Consider the following 18,552-nt stretch of genomic DNA (forward strand, 5'->3'; position numbering starts at 1 on the left):
AGGCAATAAAACAAATAATGCACACTTGCATCACCTTTTAGTAAACTGATAATTACATTGTTTGGTTAATTTGTTAGTATCCCGCGCCGAAGAAGATAAGCACTCAATTGTATGGAAAACACTCTAATACAGCATAAACACCATCGCTTGCACGCTATTGCGGTTATTATCGCGGTGTTGTTTCAGTTGTATTTAGCGTCCACAGCGACTCTTAACCCAACACAAGTTCACAGCACAACATGGCTTAACAACTTTCAAAGTGAAAAGGTCTTACTGTGTACCGCAGATGGTTTCAAATGGGTGGATATCAATACGCTGATTGAAGCTAACGCTCAACCTTCTTCTACGCTCATTCAAGATCTTAATTTACATGAAGGCTTTCAGTTTGAGTGTCCGCTTCTTCAAGCTGTTCAATTCTTTCTTTTGGTTGCGATTGGGCTATACCTGACTACCATCCATTGGCTGCGCCGAGTCAAGAATGCGCTGACGCCTTACCGATTTTCAAAATGCGATAGGCTCGTTTACAAACACATCGCGCCTAAGCACTCTCCGCCGAGTGTTTTTCCTGCCTAACAGGCATCTAATCATTAACAACTTTATTCAAAAATAACGATGACTCTGTTTGTTGTCCATTCAGAGAAGCTATTCATTCAAAAGGAAAAACACATGCTTAAATCATTTAAAACCGCCGCTATCGCGCTTATTACTGTCATCGCTAGTCCACTGAGCTTGGCGCACGATTATGAAGCAGGAAACATTCATATCGACCATCCATGGAGCCGCGAAGCGCCACCAAACGCACCTGTTATCGGTGGTTTTTTTCAATTAACCAACCACGGTGACAGTGAAGATGCATTGATCGCAGCAGAAAGCCCAATCGCAGGACATGTCGAAATTCACACGCATAAGAAAGAAGATGGTGTGATGAAAATGATTAAGATTGACGAAGTGCGCGTTCCCGCCAATGACTCAGTGTTGTTTAAGCCAGGCAGCTTCCATTTAATGATTTTCAATCCAACACAAGCGCTCAAAGAAGGTGACCGCTTCCCGATGACGTTAACATTCAAAAACGCGGGTAAAGTGGAAGTAGAAATGGCGGTTGAAAAACAAGGTCACATGGAAAAACACATGCACCATTAATGACGTAAACAAAAATGCCCGCTGATTTAGCGGGCATTTTTATTTCAGTTTAGTAAAAATCATTATTCCGATAGATCATAACCCGATTCTTCAGAAGAATAGCAGCGCTTCGCGAGACGAAGTCATAAATTTGGTAACAATGCCCATAGCGCAATTAGTTTTCTTTCTACTTGAAACAGACCTCAGCCCAACGAGCTAGGCCAGCAGTTACCGAGCCAAAATAATTTCCACTGACAACCGGAATATTTGGCAGTACAGTTTGCACCGCATCGCGCAAGATTGGCGAGCGTGCCGAACCACCAGTCATAAAGATAGCATCGGGTTTTACCCCAGCTTGCTCTACCGCTTCTGTCACCAACGCCGTCATTTTATTCTTCGGCGACTGAATCGCTTCGATCATTTCGTCTCGTTGCACATCGACTTCAATCAGTTCTGACAGTAAGTTGATGCCAGTTCGGTAAGAAGCTTGTTCGGAAAGCGCCACTTTCGCTTCTTCGGCACGGCGAACAATGTTATAGCCTAAAGACTCATGATACACCTCTAGCAAACGAGCAAGCTTTTCTGGCTCCTGAGCCTGCTTTTGAAGCAACTTCAACGCGGATAGATTCTCTCGCGAATAGAAATCACTCTGCGCTTCTACATTGTTGATTGCTATCGGGTTCCAGAATTGGGTGGTCGGCATCACAATACCTGACTCCATTTTACTTTCCATGCCAAACGGAAACATGAGCTGCTTAAATGCTAACGCGATATCAAGATCATTCCCGCCGACGCGCTGGCCACTATGAGCTAACAAGCTCGCTGTCCTATCCGCTTTGCCACGCCAAGACGGCCCCATTTGAATCAACGAGCAGTCCGTTGTACCACCGCCAATATCGACCACTAGAATGGTTTTGTCTTCGCTGAGTGTCGCTTCATACTCTAGGCCCGCCGCGACAGGCTCAAACTGAAACTCCACATTTTGGAAGCCCGAACGTTTCGCTGCCCGCAACAAAATGCGTTCAGCCTGAATGTTAGCCGTTTCACCGCCACGTCCATGGAAGTTAATTGGCCGGCCGATAACAGCATCGGTAATACTTTGCTGCGCATCGTTTTCGGCTTGCGACTTAATATTGTCCATCATCGCGCAGACAAGATCTTCGAAGAAAGCCAATTGCACGTCACGCAAGCCAGAAGCGCCAAGAAAAGACTTCGGCGACTTTACGTAATAGATATCACGAGGATCTTCCAAATAGAGATTAAGCGCCGCCTGACCAAATGCAATGTCGTCAGATTCGAGATCAATACTTTCTTCTCTGTTTAAATTGATTGCCCGGCGTAAAACCTGCTCACCAACTTGATCTAATGGTTTAATATCTCGATGGCGAAATAAGTGCTCGGATACCGATTCACGAGTCGGTGCAGCAAGGGTGGAAGGAATAAATGGACTGTTCCCTTCTAGGTTAAGCATTACTGGCTCACCCGATTCCATTTTTGCCACTGAACAGTTTGCAGTGCCATAGTCAAAGCCGATAAACATAGTTCCTCCCACTAATAAGGGCCTGTAGACCGTTAAAAAGCCGGCAATGCTAACTTAATGGCATAGGAATTACTATCCTAAAATCGTGTGTAATTTAACGTGGCAAGTCTATCTAAGGTTTATTGCTTTCTTTTTTCATAGATGGCAAAACAACCGCAACCAATAACGCCAATAATAAGAATACAGGAGTAAGCGTTAATCCGTGCCAGATCGAATAACCGTCATGGAACAACCAGAAAATACCAACTGTCAAGAGATACGCAAAGTAACTGCAAAACACTAAGCTAATCGCAACAAAGCGCGTTCGATTGATAATAAGAATCCGCACTAGATACTGACTAAGAATACCAGAACAGTGCATGGCAAGTTGCCAATTGATGATAAAGAAAGCAAGCGCAATAAACCCTGCAACCACTAGTGAATCGTGAGTATTTAAAATAAAGTAGCTACCAAATCGGCTTATGATGATCGGGTAATCCCCTTCATATACTGTTGACCAAGATATCGCATTTGCTGCTGCAATATAATTCGCAAAATAAGCGATGGCGTAAAAAGTCGTTTTAGAACTGAACGGCTGAAATACATCCGTACAATATCCTCGCCATTCTTCTTTGTTGGCTGTAGGTCCAACCCAGTTACGTTTTTGATGAGCGACGCGCTCGGCGAATGCAGGTCCGTTACGAAACAACAACCAAAATATATACAGTGAAAGTATGACCAAGAGTATCGAAAACATACCCTTCCCCCTCAGAAATTATCGGCTCCACTGCCAATGGCGTTGGGGTCGTAAACTGCACTTCCCTGCTATACCTATTTCATTTATCTGAACTTATTATTTTATTGCTGCCAAAACTTATTTAACGACATGTTAAACAGAAACATGGTCTCACTTGATGCTTAAGCTCAAAAACCTACTTGTAGGTTTAGCACACAAAAACAGGGCCTGCAGAATGGAGAAAAGGAAATCGCGACTTATTAACGAACATGAAGACGCTAACTTGCTACGGTGACCGCGATGAGGGGAGAAGCATTCAAAGCGGTCATACATGCGAGAGGAACAACTATTTCTCTAGCTTCTCTTCAAATACACCAATCTCTCTACCCAGCCAAATCGCGCGTTCCGTATGATCGAGCAACTCTTCTTCACTCACAGGATGGATAAGCACAGAAAAATCGCCTCGAATCGTATCGAGCCAAGCCAAAAACTCTTCACTCAATGACTCTAGGTGAATTTCAAACATCGGCATTTTATGTGGGCCAACCAATCTTCCAACCAAAGGAAACACACGCAGCACATCTTGACGCTCTTGACGGATGATCTCGTTCAAGGCTTGCGCTTTATCTTGTTCTCTTAAAGGAAAATAAACATGAGCGTGATACATAATTTCTCCATAATCACTTCGACTTGAGCACCATCTACTGTTGATAAGCTCAAGGACCGCCGAGGGTATACATTTGTAATGCCGTCACCCTACCCTGATTCCACTCTGTTGGGAAGAAGTTATGTATTCTCATAAGGCCGGAGTTTCGGGCACAACAAAAAATCTCAATACAACACATAACAACTACTTGAGTTGATTCATTAATAATGACTCACTTTGTCAAATTTTACAGCCAAATTTTGTTGCAAATATGTTTCATTCAATAGCAATTAAATTCGAGCTTAAAAATACCAACAATTAAAAATCAGCATATTACTCTACAAAATCAGGGTGTAAGCAAAACTTTACTACTGGTCAAAAGTCAAAATGAAGCGCAATTTAACAATTTGTTTACACTTATTGTATCTGGCTATACCACGATTTAGTTAGAGGGTTAGATGCAGAAAAATGTTTCTCTGTCTCTTGCGATGAAATAGCCGCAGCGGTGTTATCGAAAAATAGTTTAAAGGACGTACAGATGCCTACAGCTATAGAAAACACAAGCAACCTTAGGTATGGCCTTTGCGCTGATATCAGAGTTTGAGTACCCATACAAACTCTGGTTTGATATGAACAGCTGCAGTCCAAAAGACACGCAGCGTCAAAAGGAGCTTGAGATGAACGTTCAGGCATTACCCATGCATCGGTTTATCGACCATCATGGGGACCTAGTCGGCCAACTACCCAACTGGGCTGACACTGAAACTTTGGTCGGGTTTTACCGAGACATGGTATTGACTCGCACTTACGACAACAAAGCCGTTGCGTTGCAACGCACCGGCAAGTTAGGGACCTACCCTTCGCACCTAGGTGCTGAAGCCATCGGCATTGCGGTCGGCAGAGCGCTGAAAGCCGATGATGTATTTGTCCCTTACTATCGCGATATGCCTGCAATGTGGTGTCGTGGTATTGGCATGGAGAAGAATCTTCAATACTGGGGCGGTGATGAGCGCGGTAGTGATTTTGCTCCTGAGGGCAGCCCAATTCCTAGCCGAGATCTTCCATTCTGTGTCCCCATTGCGACGCAATGTACGCACGCTGTCGGGGTGGCTTCCGCACTGAAAATTCAAGGTAACCATGAAGCTGCGCTAGTCATGTGCGGCGATGGCGGTACATCCAAAGGGGATTTTCTAGAGTCAATAAACTGTGCGGGTGCTTGGAATATTCCACTTGTTTTCGTTGTGAATAACAACCAGTGGGCAATTTCAGTGCCGCGTAGCCTTCAATGTGCTGCCGATTTCTTATCAGAAAAAGCGCAAGGCGCTGGTATACCGGGCATTACGGTAGATGGTAACGATGTCGTCGCCGTTTATGATGCAACTAAGACCGCACTTGAGAGAGCGAGAAAAGGGAAAGGCGCAACACTCATCGAAGCGGTCAGTTACCGATTAAGTGACCACACTACGGCCGATGATGCTACTCGTTATCGTAAAGAGGACGATGTTCAAACCGCATGGCAATACGAACCTATAGCACGTCTTAAAACGTATCTCCTTAATCAAGGTGCTTGGAGCGATGAACAAGAGCAACAATGGCTAGAATACTGCAAGGAACAAGTGGAACTGGCAGTTGAACGCTACCTCAGCTTACCGTCACAAGCACCAGAAACTGGGTTCGATTATTTGTATGAATCGCTTCCCCAAGAGCTTCACGCTCAAAGAGATGAACTCATCAACAAAGCAATGCGAATGCAGGGAGGCAAACATGGCTGAGCTAACGTTAGTTGAAGCAGTAAACCTCGCTCTGCACCACGAAATGCAACAAGACCAAAATGTTGTCGTGTTAGGTGAGGACGTAGGTGATAATGGTGGCGTATTCCGTGCCACCGTAGGGCTCAAACAAGAGTTTGGTCTCAAACGAGTGATCGATACGCCACTCGCTGAAGCGTTAATCGGCGGTGTTGCGGTCGGCATGGCAACGCAAGGATTACGACCTGTCGCCGAATTTCAATTTCAAGGTTTTGTTTTTCCGGCAATGGAGCACTTAATGTGCCACGCGGCACGCATGCGTAACCGAACTCGCGGTCGCCTCACTTGCCCTGCGGTTTTTCGTGCGCCATTTGGTGGCGGTATTCACGCTCCAGAGCACCACTCAGAAAGTGTAGAGGCGCTATTTGCGCACACTGCTGGCTTTAAAGTAGTGATTCCTTCTTCACCTCAACGCGCATACGGCCTGCTTCTCGCCGCGATTCGAAGTAATGATCCCGTCATGTTCTTCGAACCGAAACGCATTTATCGAACCGTAAAATCTGAAGTCGTTGATAATGGCGAAGCACTTCCACTCGACACCTGCTTCACCTTACGTAAGGGGCGCGATATCACGCTTGTTACTTGGGGCGCATGCGTCGTAGAGTCACTTCAAGCCGCACAGACCTTATCTAGTCAAGGGATTGAAGTCGAGGTGATTGATTTGGCGAGCATTAAGCCAATTGATACCGCAACGATTTTCAGCTCACTAGAAAAAACCGGACGTTTACTCGTTGTTCATGAAGCGAGTAAAACTTGTGGTGTGGGCTCTGAGCTTTTAGCTCGAACAGCCGAACACGCCATGTGCTTACTAAAAGCCCCACCTAAACGAGTAACTGGAATGGACACCATTATGCCTTATTACCGTAACGAAGATTATTTCATGGTTCAGGAAGAAGACATTGTGACCGCAGCGCGCGAACTCGTGGAGGATTGGAAATGAAGACGTTTAACTTACCCGATCTCGGCGAAGGCCTCGCTGAATCAGAAATTGTAAAATGGCACGTTAATGTCGGTGACATGGTTAAGTTGGATCAAGTGATCTTAACTGTCGAGACAGCAAAAGCGACGGTCGACGTTCCCGCCCCCTACTCGGGCCGTGTAGTCAGCCGCCATGGGGAAGAAGGTGATATCGTCAATATTGGCGCATTGCTACTCGAAATTGACGAAACTGGCGCAGAGCGCGGGGCTACGGTAGAGAAAAAAGAGACCGCTGACGCCGCGACCGTTGTCGGCAATGTTTCTCATCAAGCGCATCAAGTTAACGTCGATGACTTCTGGATTGGAGGCAATCACAACACGACTGAGAGTAATCTAGTTACTGCTCTACCGTCGGCTCGTCTATTGGCACAAAAACTTGGGGTAGATCTTAATCTCGTGTCAGGCAGTGGTCCAAACGGTCTTATCGTTGATGCCGACATTTACGACGAAGCCGGGAAACAGCGTCCGGGCACAGAAGTATTGAAAGGCGCTCGACGTACCATGGTGTCCTCGATGACTGAGTCACACGAGCACGTTGCTGCCGTGACCATTACAGAAGAAGCGTTGCTGGAAGACTGGCTGCCTAACGAAGACATCAGTATCCGTCTGGTTCAAGCGATTGTTCATGCATGTCAGGAAGAGCCTGCTTTAAATGCTTGGTTTGATGCAGAAACCATGACGCGTTGCGTGCACAATACAGTTAATCTTGGTATTGCTGTAGATAGCCGTCATGGCTTGTACGTCCCCGTATTGCGCCACGCAGATGAATACGAGCCACAAGATGTTCGTCGTTGGCTCGATCAAACTGTTGAAGGGATCAGAGAGAGAAAGATCGGTCGAGAGCAATTACAGCACGCGACGATTACGCTTTCCAACTTCGGAGCGATTGCCGGCATTTACGCGACACCTGTCGTCACACCTCCACAAGTCGCTATTGTTGGTGCTGGTCGAATACTCGACCGAGTGGTGATAAGAAATGGTCAAGCAATTTCGGTGAAAGCAATGCCGCTATCCGTAACGTTTGATCATCGCGCTTGTACTGGTGGTGAAGCAGCAAGGTTTACTAAAGTGCTTGCAGAACACCTGCAACGCCCGAGCGAAAAGTAACTGGTAAAAACCAAATGATAAAGGCTTCCAGCTCGGAAGCCTTTTGTTTGAGAGAACAGATTATATCTACAGCTTCTCTAGCAACTCCGGCATCACCTCAAATAAATCGCCGACCAACCCATAGTCAGCGATGTCAAAAATAGGCGCATCGGGATCGCTGTTAATTGCGACAATCACCTTTGAGTCTTTCATTCCCGCTAAATGTTGAATAGCACCAGAAATTCCGACGGCAATGTATAATTCAGGTGCAACAATTTTACCAGTTTGCCCGACTTGATGGTCATTAGACACATACCCCGCATCAACCGCCGCTCGGGACGCTCCTACCGCTCCACCTAGCTTGTCAGCCAATTGTTCGACTAAAGCAAACTTCTCTTTACTCCCGAATGCACGACCACCCGATACCACCACTCTAGCCGCTGGCAATTCTGGTCGCTCACTTTCTGGCGTTTGCTGCGAAATAAACTCACTAAGTTTGTTGATAATAACCGTATCGACTTGAGTAACCTTAGGGACAACTGGCGTGTCTGACAGCTCTACGGCATCAAAAGCCGTACTTCGTATGGTCATCACTTTAAAGGGGTCGTTCGACGTGACTCTCGCCAATGCATTCCCGGCATAAATGGGACGAATCACCGTATCGATAGACTCGATTGTCATCACGTCCGAAAGTTGCCCTACATCGAGCAACGCCGCCACGCGAGGCATCACATTCTTACCAAATGTACTGGCAGGAGAAAGAATATGTGAGTAATTTTTGGCTACTTGTGAGATCAAAGGCGCAATGTTTTCCGCTAACCCATGCTCGTATTCCTTCGCGTCAACCCAGATAATTTCTGCAACGCCCTTAACACACTTCAACTCATCCAAAACCGATTGGCACTGATAACCAATAAGCAATACAGACACAGGAAGCGATTTATCACCATCCTTGATATCAAATGCCGCTTTAATTGCACACAGCGTCCCTACAGCCAAGGACTGGTTGTCATGTTCCGCAATGACAAGTGTTGCTAATGGTCGGTCGTCCATGGTCATGCCTCGTATAACACGTCAGATCCATTACTTGAGCTTAGTTCACTTCACGTTAACGTCAACTGAGCTATAGTTTTCTGTATAGAAACCAAAAACCTGTCACGCAGATGACGATAATAGAAAGGAAGCAGATAGATGGAACGAGAATGCATGGAGTTTGATGTCGTGATCGTGGGAGCCGGACCTGCGGGCTTAAGTGCCGCTTGTCGCCTAGCTCAACTCAACCAAGATAGTGAAGGTGACGCACTTTCCATTTGCGTTGTAGAAAAAGGCTCAGAAGTGGGCGCACATATTTTATCTGGCGCTGTTTTTGAAACCAATGCCTTGGATGAACTTTTCCCCGATTGGAAAGAAATGGATGCCCCGCTATCAGCCTCAGTTCAGCAAGACCATTTCCTTTATCTTACTACTGAGCAAAACCATATTCGCGTCCCTCATTTCCTTACGCCACGTCCAATGATAAATGGCGAAAATAATTATGTAATTAGCCTTGCCAACCTTTGCCGTTGGCTCGCTAACCAAGCAGAAAGTCTTGGGGTGGAAGTTTTTCCTGGCTTTGCCGCTGCAAACATCAATTATGATCAGAGTGGCGTCGTGACAGGCATTAATACGAGCGACATGGGACTAGACAAGAACGGCCAAGCCAAATCTAACTTTGAGCCAGGTATCGAGCTAAAGGCAAAATACACCCTTTTTGCTGAGGGTTGTCGCGGACATCTGGGTAAAGAACTTATTCAAAGGTTCGACCTAGACGCAGGCAAGCAACCTCAGCACTACGCGCTTGGCTTAAAAGAGATATGGGAATTACCCTCTGACAGCAAGGATGTATCCGGCAGTGTTATCCACTCCGCTGGCTGGCCTTTGAGCGAGACAAATACCACTGGCGGCGGTTTTCTCTATCACATGGAGAACAACCAAATCGCGGTCGGTTTAATCGTAGATTTAAACTACAGTAACCCTTACTTAAGCCCGTTTGACGAGTTTCAACGCTTTAAGCATCATCCAGCTATCGAGCAACACCTAAAAGGTGCCCAACGTATCGCATATGGTGCAAGAGCCATTGCAAAAGGTGGACTTTCTTCTCTGCCGAAACAGCAATTCCCCGGCGGTTTATTGATTGGTTGTGATGCAGGAACTTTGAATGTCGCTAAAATTAAAGGCAGCCACACAGCCATGAAGTCCGGAATCATTGCAGCAGAAGCAGTACATACTGCCCTACAAACTGGGGCTTCTGAGCCAGACTACCAGTCATTGTTTGAATCATCATGGTTGTATGACGAGCTCGCCGAAACACGTAACTTTGGTGCGAACATCCACAAGTTTGGCAGCATACTGGGCGGTGCACTTTCGACCTTTGAGCATAACCTATGGCAACCACTGGTTAAGAAGCCGCTACCTTGGACTATCAAGGACTATTCGTACGATCACGAACAGTTAAAACCTAAACAAGAGTGCCAACCAATTGCATACCCAAAACCAGATGGTGAAATCAGTTTTGATAAGCCTTCGTCGGTATTTTTATCAGGAACACAGCACGAAGAGAACCAACCTTGCCACCTTGTTCTGACTTATCCTCACATTCCAATTGATGTGAATTTAGGTATGTATGACGAGCCGAGCCAGCGCTATTGCCCTGCAGGGGTTTACGAAGTGGTGGAAGTTGAGAGTAAGTTGAAGTTTCAGATAAATGCCGCCAACTGCGTGCATTGCAAAACCTGTGACATCAAAGATCCTTCACAGAACATCACATGGAAAGCGCCAGAAGGTGGTGGCGGACCAAGCTATCAAAACATGTAATCAAAGAACCACTTAAAGTGCAGAAGCAGTGCATTTACTACTGCTAATTTTTAAAGTGGTTAAACAAAAAGTCGGTAGCTAGCCGCGGCAGAAATAAAAAATAGCACCTGATGATTCAATCAGGTGCTATTTACTAAAATAACTTTATCTTCAGGTAATATTAATCCACGCTAAAAACTTGGTGATGGAACAGCTGATCAACGATTTCATGAGATGTCGCTGACGACCCTAGCTCCAACCCTGATAAATCAAAGTTCTCTAATGCCACGGACATTGTGTTGCTGTCTTCTCCAGTAATCGTCAAATTCAGAGTATCTTGGGCACTATCGTAGTCTGCGCTTACGTGTTCCAACAAGTTATCCATATCCGTTGTGTCGTCACCGACAAACTCAAGAATGTCACTCAAATCCAGCTTGTCTTCATCCAGCCTAAAGTCTTTAATCACATCTCTTGATGACGTCATGTCCAGTGATTCTTGAGTAAAGGTGAAGGTGTCAATACCCTCTCCACCTGTCAAGATGTCACTGCCTAGACCTCCCGTCAGGATATCGTTTCCAAGCCCACCAACCAGAATGTCATCGCCTGCGCCACCACTCAACGTATCTTCACCTGCTTGTCCTAGCAAAATATCAATGCTTTCGCCACCAGTGATGCTATTCGCAAACTCATCTCCCACTGACGCATGGCGCTCAGTTTGGGCAATATCGGTGCCAGAATCGTTCAATGTAAGTGTAAAGACGTTTTCACTTATGCCACCTTTACCATCAGACACTTTAAACAAGAAATGCATATCCGCCTGCTGGTCACCCTGTAGAGTAAGCTCATCGCTTTGAGTAAAGCTATAACTGCCATTGGATGACACTTCCAAGGTGCCGAACGCTGTCTGGATATGAAGCTGACCATCTACTTCACTGGATGAAGAAACTAACGGCTGATTTACGCTTACACCGTGCAGATCTGCGCCCAACAGAGTGAAATCACCTTCTGCCAAAGAAACGGTCATGCTATCACCATCAGCGTCCTGGCTTCCCGCCAGTAACTCACCGGCAATTGGATCGGGAGAGAACTGGTTTAGGTACTGCCCCAAGTCTTCACCTGAGTCGATAAACACCACTTTGTCGCTAAGCTCATCTAGAGCCTCTGCTGCTTTGACATTATCAGAGAGAGCAATACCAATCCCATATACTTTGGCGTCATGAGTCTGTTTGTAATCCTCCCAGCGCTCGGCTAGATCAGGAGAAGTAACAGCGCCCTCGCTAGGGTTGGGTTCGCCATCTGAGATAAAGAATATGGTGTCCTTACTCTCAGACGGTTTTTCTGGACCGAAATAGTCCCAACCATCCTGCCAAGGGTAAACGGCATTACTCGCCTCACCAGGCTCCATTACAGCCTCTAAAGCTTTATCGTAATCCGTATTAGTACCGTATTCTACGTCACACCAGTTACGCACATATTCTGAAACTTCATTTTGGAAACTTAAATCGTTTGAATCACGGCCATTCATCTCTGGTGGGCGTGTCATCAACTCAACTTCACTCAAGGTCAGCCAGCTATGTGTGGATGTATCACCGTCGAAACGTACCAGACGGATATAGGTGTTTGATTCTCCTCCATCGGCAATCATGTTTTCAACCATGGAATGTAACGCTGCTGCTGCTTTGTAAGCTCTCGATTCAGTTTTCGGTGCGGTTGCATCACGACCCACGGTATTCTCACCGTCAAAGGTACGGGTCATGCTGTTCGAGTGGTCGAACACTACCGTCACTTTATTGATCGGTAAGTCTTCCATCTGAGCAAAGCCCTGAACTGGAGATGAGGTTGGGGCATGGTTCTCAGTGACATTCAGGATAACCTGAGTTGTATCGGTATCCACACCATCGCTTGCAGACACTTCCAACTGATACGTTTGCTGAGTCGAGTGATCCAGTTTTACACCATCTTTCAGCCAAATCTCACCGCTATTCGAGTCAACACGGAATAGATCAGCATCACCACCACTCAATTCATACTTTATGGTGTCACTGCCATCCGGATCAAACGCTTCCACCTGGCCGACTAATACCCCAACCTCTTGCTCAGCGACGTCAAAGCTTGCTGTATCTTCTGTTGGCATACCGTTGGCATCGGTGCCATGGGTTTGGTCTGTATCACCGACACTGATGAATTCTGGTGCGCGATCTCGGATATCAATGGTAACTTCGCTATTTGTAGTATCACCGTCAGCATCGATAACCGTAACGTCAAGCTTCTCTTGTTGATGACCTACAACATTGCTCGCTTGATAGTCGTAGTGACCATTTTCAAAGTTAATGGTCAGCTTGCCGTGGTTGGTATCAATTTGCGCCAGAGAATGATCCGATATTTTCGTGCCATCGCTGGTAGTGACATCACCGTTTATTTTGTTGTAGTAATATATCTCACCATCGATAGTGATGTGATCTACCCACTGAGCATCACCGCCATTGTCATCCAGAAGGTTACCTTGCAACTGGCCTGAGACCGTTTTGCTAAGCAAATCCCCAATCTGAGAATCATCTACAACGACAATAGCACTGCCTTTATCTGTCGCGATCGACTCCAGGTGTTCCAGAGACGCACCATTACCGATACCGACAGACCAGATATTTTCAACATCCTGACCGCTACTGCTGATGCCATTTTCCATCGCATTTTGCAGAATGATGCCCTCTTCTTCAGAAGTAGGCTGAACCCGACCATTCACTATGTCCTGATAACGCTGTTCACTTTCAAAATCATCTGATGTTGACCACTTAATCAAGTTTTCACGGGTTTGAATTTCTCCCACGTTCGTTTGATTTGTCCAATAGGTAAAATCGGAAGGTCGACCATCTGAGATAAAGTAAAGCTGGGTATCGGTATTACTAAGCAATGCATCATCTTCTGGATCACTAAGTATTTCATTTATTTGGTCAACGGCCTGGTTATATGGCGTCGATGCATATGGATGTATACCAGAGATAAAGGCATCAATGGCCTCGGCAGAATCTAGCCACTCAGAAATCTGGCCAGATGGTTGTCCGCTGTAAGTTGCAATTCTAAAACTTACTGGACCCAAATCTTGGTATTGCTCAAACATTAACTTAATAGAGTCTTGAGCAAGTTGCCAGCGAGTAACATATTGTCCGTCTGCATCTGTTACCCAGTCGAGCATTGATTCTGACGCATCAAGTGCAATCACAACACTATTACTTTGTGAATCAACATCATTTATTTCGTAGTGAGCTGAAGACGATGACGGTAATGAATCCGTTACATTCAGATGCAAGGTGGCACTCTCAGACTGACCTCCGGCATCCACCTCGACGCTAGCGCGGATATCCAGCATGTCCGCCCCATGCTCCGCATGATCAAGAGGCATATGTTGATCAACTGTGAAATGACCCGTTTTGCTATCTATGTTGGCTTGAACCACTTTGATGCGATCGGCACCTGTTCCAGTATAACCAGTTAGAGTGCTCTGATCTGCACTCACTTCAAACACAACCTCTTTACCATCGCTGGTGAAACCACCTAGGTTTTGATCGGCGTTGAAGTGATATTCAGCCTCCGTTGCAGAACCGAGATTTGCGATAAAGTTGCCTTCAGCATGTACGCCAGTATCCGTATCAACTTGAGATTCATCCAATGCTGCGTGTGCATCACTGAGCGACATAGGCTCACCCATCACACTAACGGTAACTTCTGCTTTATCAGTCAGGCCGTCGTCATCACGGATGGTGTATTCGAAGGTATAATCTTTCACTTCACCCGTTTTCAGGGTTTGTTGATCAGCTGGCAGTGACTCTAGGTACTTGGCCGCATCAAAGACCAATTTACCATCTTGCAGACTGAGGAAACTTTCTGATGGATAGTCGATAATAGTCAGAGCGTCACCATCCGGGTCGCTGTCATTCGCCAGAACATCCAGCTCTAACGTGCCTGAGCCGTTGGTCTGGTAAGCTTCATCAAAGGTCGTCAGGTCCGCTGATACCTGAGTAATAAAGTACTCTGAGCCTTTAGGATCAATGACACCGTCTTTATAGCTGGTAGTAGACATTTCAATACTATCGAAGAAACGCCCATCTGCATTGATGTTGACTACTTGATTACCACCACGGGTACCTTCAAACACACCTGTCGCAACCAAGTCACCTTTGTAGTAAGCCTTCCAAACACCGCGCTCAATACCAGGCTCCCAGCTACCGTTCGAAGTGTCTGTCCATAGGTTTTTCACTTCAACTTCAGCATGATCGGCAACCTGACCATTAGCGAAGGAGAAGCGCATTGCTTCACTTTGTCCAGTTGCATCATCATATCGAATCTGACCATCTTGAACCCGGTCAGAGCCGCTGTCTAGCGCAGAACTAACGCCATATTTGTGGTCGCCGTCACCAACATAATCAGCTTTCGATGCATCAGAAACCTTGTTTCCAGATCGAGTATCAATCACATAGTAATCGACTGTGATATCAGTGCTATCATCCCAGTTGCTCTGGTCAAGTGTCTTGGTCGTTTTTTCAATGCCCTTATCATCTTCAGCAATAGGGGCTTCATTAATATCGCGAACCAACACCTCGACCTGAGCGGTGTCTTTACCGCCAAACTGGTCACGAGCTTCCACTTCTAGCTGGTAGTTATCGATAGATTCATGGTCCAGATTTGCACCATTTTTGACACTGATCTCACCGGTAAGACTGTTGATTTCAAACAGTTCGCTATGACCGTTTAAGTGATACGTAATCTGACTGTCCTGATCGACATCGAATGCATTTACTTTTCCAATTACACCCGATTGACTGTTTTCATCAACGCTAAACTGGTAACTATCGATGTCGGTTTTACCTTGGGCATCCAGACCAAAGTTGTCATTACTCCCACTAACAAATTCAGGAACATCATTAGTGCCCGTAATATCAATCACGATGTTTTGTTGAGTGCCATCGGTCGCCGTCAGGGTGATGGTATCTTGCACCTGCTCACCCTCGTCCAGCTGCTGAACCTGGCTTTGGTCTAGCGTATACGTCCACTTTCCATCCACCAATACCAACTCACCATAGGTGCCCGTAACGGTGGTGTTTGTAAAAATCGGATCGTCGCCGTTATCAACATCAGAGATGGTGATGGTGCCTGTTGCGGTCGCGACATCACCGAGATTGCCTTCGGTCACCTTGCCCGTGAACGTGCCCGTCACGACTGGCGCGTCTTCGGTGCCCGTAATATCAATCACGATGTTCTGTTGGGTGCCATCGGTTGCCGTGAGGGTGATGATGTCTTGCACCTGATCTCCCTCGTCCAGCTGTTGAACCTGGCTTTGGTCCAGCGTATACGTCCACTGCCCGTCCACCAATGCTAACTCACCATAGGTGCCCGTAACGGTAGTGTTGCTGAACACTGGCTCATCGCCATTATCAACATCAGAGATGGTGATGGTGCCTGTTGCGGTCGCGACATCACCGAGATTACCTTCGGTCACCTTGCCGGTAAACATACCGTCAACCATGGGCGTGTCTTCGGTGCCCGTAATATCAATCACGATGCTTTGTTGTGTGCCATCGGTCGCTGTGAGAGTGATGGTATCTTGCACCTGGTCACCCTCGTCCAACTGTTGAACCTGGCTTTGATCCAGCGTATACGTCCACTGCCCATCCACCAATACCAGCTCACCATAGGTGCCCGTAACGGTGGTGTTTGCAAAAATCGGATCGTCGCCATTATCAACATCAGAGATAGTAATGGTGCCGGTTGCGGTCGCAACATCACCGAGATTACCTTCAGTCACCTTGCCGGTGAACGTACCGTCAACAATAGGCGCGTCTTCGGTGCCCGTAATATCAATTACGATGTTTTGTTGGGTGCCATCGGTTGCCGTCAGGGTGATGGTGTCTTGCACCTGGTCACCCTCGTCCAACTGCTGAACCTGGCTTTGATCCAGCGTATACGTCCACTTTCCATCCACCAATACCAGCTCACCGTAAGTGCCTGTAACGGTGGTGTTTGTAAAAATCGGATCGTCGCCATTATCAACATCAGAGATGGTGATGGTACCTGTTGCGGTCACAACATCACCGAGATTACCTTCGGTCACCTTGCTGGTGAACGTACCCGTCACGACGGGCGTGTCTTCGGTGCCCGTAATATCAATTACGATGTTTTGTTGGGTGCCATCGGTCGCCGTGAGAGTGATGGTGTCTTGCACCCGGTCACCCTCGTCCAACTGTTGGACCTGGCTTTGGTCCAGCGTATACGTCCACTTCCCATCCACCAATACCAGCTCACCGTAGGTACCCGTCGCTGTAGTGTTGCTAAACACTGGCTCATCGCCATTATCAACATCAGAGATGGTGATGGTGCCTGTTGCCGTCGCGACATCACCGAGATTGCCTTCGGTCACCTTGCCGGTGAACGTACCGTCAACAATAGGCGTGTCTTCGGCGCCCGTAATATCAATCACGATGCTTTGTTGTGTGCCATCGGTCGCTGTGAGAGTGATGGTGTCTTGCACCTGCTCACCCTCATCTAACTCTTGAACCAGACTTTGGTCCAGCGTATACGTCCACTGCCCATCCACCAATACCAGCTCACCGTAAATGCCCGTAACGGTGGTGTTTGTAAAAATCGGATCGTCGCCATTATCGACATCAGTAATAGCAATGGTGCCTGTTGCGGTCACAACATCACCGGGATTGCCTTCGGTCACCTTGCCCGTAAACGTGCCCGTCACGACTGGCGCGTCTTCGGTGCCCGTAATAGAGATCACAACTTCATGCTCAGTGCCATCTGCAGATAAAACGGTAATACTTCTGATGACTGGGCCACTGTCATGATCCAAAGCCTGCACTTCTTCGTGCTCATTATTCAGCTGATAATTCCAGTTACCGAAAGCATCAATTGAGAAGACGCCCCAATAACTATCTTGAACCTCACTCTGTGATTGGAATAACGCTTCACCTGTGTTTGGATCAGTAACACTGAGGTTGCCAGAAGTTCCAAGCGTCACGTCTTCTTGAACGGCACCTCTATCTTCACCATCAATCAACGCTTCAGTTTCACCAAGCTCTGAGGTTGTGAATCGAGAAATATTAAATAGCGTTGTACTTTGCTCTGTCGTCACGCCGGCGGTTTCAAAAAAAGTACTTGCTAGTACTTCTGCCCCCGTTCGTTCAACAGTACCAGAAGCCGTCAAACTTGAACCCGTAACTTCACCAGCTTCAGTAGCATATTCATCACCTAGTTCGCTCGGGTCTTGCCCTTTTTCGATGGCCTCTAATATTTTCGCTAGCTTGTCGGTAGAATCAGTTTGAGCTTCACCTCCTGTGTCAGCAATATATACATGCTGAGGTTGGATCTTCCCCTCTACTAATTCAACGACCACTTCTCCCGGTAACAAGTTTTCTTTAGACGCAAAAGCTTTAATTTGACCATCTAGGCCGATTACAACATAGGTTTGTGCGGTTAATTTTGATGGTCCAACCAAGAGCTTATACCTCATTTAGTAAATACAAAAATCTCAAAGTCCATAAAACTAAGAAAGTAATAAGACTTATTTTCAAGAAGCGATATACACAATTGGGCGTAAGCTAGCATCAATTAACCCATCTAAAACACGCAATTATCCTATCAATAATTTTCATGTTTTAAATTTGTTTTATTTTGCACCGTAAAAACATATGTTATGCGACCTATTTTTAATATTCTTTAAACTTGTCATTAAATTTTCATTGAAATAGCAGCTTACATTCCAAAAAAGCAAACAAAAGGAAACGTTTGCCTTGGGTAATATTAGTAATCTTTAATGTTTATTTTTGAA

11 protein-coding genes are annotated in these 18,552 nt (G+C 46.3%); 6 read left to right on the top strand and 5 right to left on the bottom strand.

Annotated elements, in window-relative coordinates:
* Positions 1-111: 111 nt before the first annotated feature.
* Positions 112-573: a hypothetical protein gene (locus NDJ01_RS24010; protein ID WP_258587502.1), complete on the top strand. Its 462-nt coding sequence runs from the start codon at positions 112-114 to the stop codon at positions 571-573.
* 93 nt (positions 574-666) lie between these two features.
* Positions 667-1,140 carry a copper chaperone PCu(A)C gene (locus NDJ01_RS24015; RefSeq protein WP_164665700.1) on the top strand — a complete coding sequence of 158 codons (474 nt, stop codon included), beginning with the start codon at positions 667-669 and terminating at the stop codon, positions 1,138-1,140.
* Between the two features lie 166 nt (positions 1,141-1,306).
* Here the strand turns inward: NDJ01_RS24015 and yegD are convergent, their stop codons facing one another.
* The 3 genes from yegD to NDJ01_RS24030 all read right to left on the bottom strand — a co-directional run bounded on the left by yegD (position 1,307) and on the right by NDJ01_RS24030 (position 4,041).
* Entirely contained in the window at positions 1,307-2,659 is a 1,353-nt protein-coding gene (yegD, locus tag NDJ01_RS24020) for a molecular chaperone (protein ID WP_258587503.1), read from the bottom strand.
* 112 nt (positions 2,660-2,771) lie between these two features.
* Entirely contained in the window at positions 2,772-3,395 is a 624-nt protein-coding gene (locus NDJ01_RS24025) for a hypothetical protein (RefSeq protein ID WP_258587504.1), read from the bottom strand.
* 325 nt (positions 3,396-3,720) lie between these two features.
* The gene (locus NDJ01_RS24030) at positions 3,721-4,041 is read right to left on the bottom strand and encodes a DOPA 4,5-dioxygenase family protein (RefSeq protein WP_005375836.1); all 321 of its coding nucleotides are present in this window, start codon (positions 4,039-4,041) and stop codon (positions 3,721-3,723) included.
* 656 nt (positions 4,042-4,697) lie between these two features.
* Between NDJ01_RS24030 and pdhA the strand changes: the two genes are divergently transcribed.
* Genes pdhA through NDJ01_RS24045 form a run of 3 tightly spaced genes read left to right on the top strand, consistent with a single transcriptional unit; the run spans position 4,698 to position 7,913 of the window.
* On the top strand, positions 4,698-5,792 hold the full coding sequence (gene pdhA / locus NDJ01_RS24035; protein WP_012842500.1) for a pyruvate dehydrogenase (acetyl-transferring) E1 component subunit alpha: 1,095 nt from the start codon (positions 4,698-4,700) through the stop codon (positions 5,790-5,792).
* Positions 5,785-6,768: an alpha-ketoacid dehydrogenase subunit beta gene (locus NDJ01_RS24040; RefSeq protein WP_005395620.1), complete on the top strand. Its 984-nt coding sequence runs from the start codon at positions 5,785-5,787 to the stop codon at positions 6,766-6,768. The genes pdhA and NDJ01_RS24040 overlap by 8 nt, the downstream gene beginning before the upstream one ends.
* Positions 6,765-7,913, top strand: a complete 1,149-nt coding sequence (locus NDJ01_RS24045) for a dihydrolipoamide acetyltransferase family protein (protein WP_258587505.1) — start codon at positions 6,765-6,767, stop codon at positions 7,911-7,913. Before NDJ01_RS24040 ends, NDJ01_RS24045 begins: the two co-directional genes overlap by 4 nt.
* 66 nt (positions 7,914-7,979) lie before the next feature.
* Here the strand turns inward: NDJ01_RS24045 and NDJ01_RS24050 are convergent, their stop codons facing one another.
* Positions 7,980-8,945 carry an electron transfer flavoprotein subunit alpha/FixB family protein gene (locus tag NDJ01_RS24050; RefSeq protein WP_258587506.1) on the bottom strand — a complete coding sequence of 322 codons (966 nt, stop codon included), beginning with the start codon at positions 8,943-8,945 and terminating at the stop codon, positions 7,980-7,982.
* Positions 8,946-9,083: 138 nt separating this feature from the next.
* Here NDJ01_RS24050 and NDJ01_RS24055 point away from each other — a divergent pair, with 138 nt between their 5' ends.
* Positions 9,084-10,745 carry an electron transfer flavoprotein-ubiquinone oxidoreductase gene (locus NDJ01_RS24055; protein ID WP_258587507.1) on the top strand — a complete coding sequence of 554 codons (1,662 nt, stop codon included), beginning with the start codon at positions 9,084-9,086 and terminating at the stop codon, positions 10,743-10,745.
* Between the two features lie 160 nt (positions 10,746-10,905).
* Here NDJ01_RS24055 and NDJ01_RS24060 read toward each other — a convergent pair whose 3' ends face one another.
* Positions 10,906-18,219, bottom strand: a complete 7,314-nt coding sequence (locus tag NDJ01_RS24060; protein ID WP_258587508.1) for a VCBS domain-containing protein — start codon at positions 18,217-18,219, stop codon at positions 10,906-10,908.
* Positions 18,220-18,552: the final 333 nt, after the last annotated feature.

It is taken from the genome of Vibrio sp. HS-50-1 (assembly GCF_024747315.1).
GTDB classification, from domain to species: domain Bacteria; phylum Pseudomonadota; class Gammaproteobacteria; order Enterobacterales; family Vibrionaceae; genus Vibrio; species Vibrio diabolicus.

Coding starts and splice junctions, on each gene's coding strand:
- NDJ01_RS24055 (WP_258587507.1), top strand. CDS start 9,084: ATGGAACGAGAATGCATGGAGTTTGATGTCGTGATCGTGGGAGCCGGA.
- pdhA (WP_012842500.1), top strand. CDS start 4,698: ATGAACGTTCAGGCATTACCCATGCATCGGTTTATCGACCATCATGGG.
- NDJ01_RS24030 (WP_005375836.1), bottom strand. CDS start 4,041: ATGTATCACGCTCATGTTTATTTTCCTTTAAGAGAACAAGATAAAGCG.
- NDJ01_RS24015 (WP_164665700.1), top strand. CDS start 667: ATGCTTAAATCATTTAAAACCGCCGCTATCGCGCTTATTACTGTCATC.
- NDJ01_RS24025 (WP_258587504.1), bottom strand. CDS start 3,395: ATGTTTTCGATACTCTTGGTCATACTTTCACTGTATATATTTTGGTTG.
- yegD (WP_258587503.1), bottom strand. CDS start 2,659: ATGTTTATCGGCTTTGACTATGGCACTGCAAACTGTTCAGTGGCAAAA.
- NDJ01_RS24050 (WP_258587506.1), bottom strand. CDS start 8,945: ATGGACGACCGACCATTAGCAACACTTGTCATTGCGGAACATGACAAC.
- NDJ01_RS24045 (WP_258587505.1), top strand. CDS start 6,765: ATGAAGACGTTTAACTTACCCGATCTCGGCGAAGGCCTCGCTGAATCA.
- NDJ01_RS24010 (WP_258587502.1), top strand. CDS start 112: ATGGAAAACACTCTAATACAGCATAAACACCATCGCTTGCACGCTATT.
- NDJ01_RS24040 (WP_005395620.1), top strand. CDS start 5,785: ATGGCTGAGCTAACGTTAGTTGAAGCAGTAAACCTCGCTCTGCACCAC.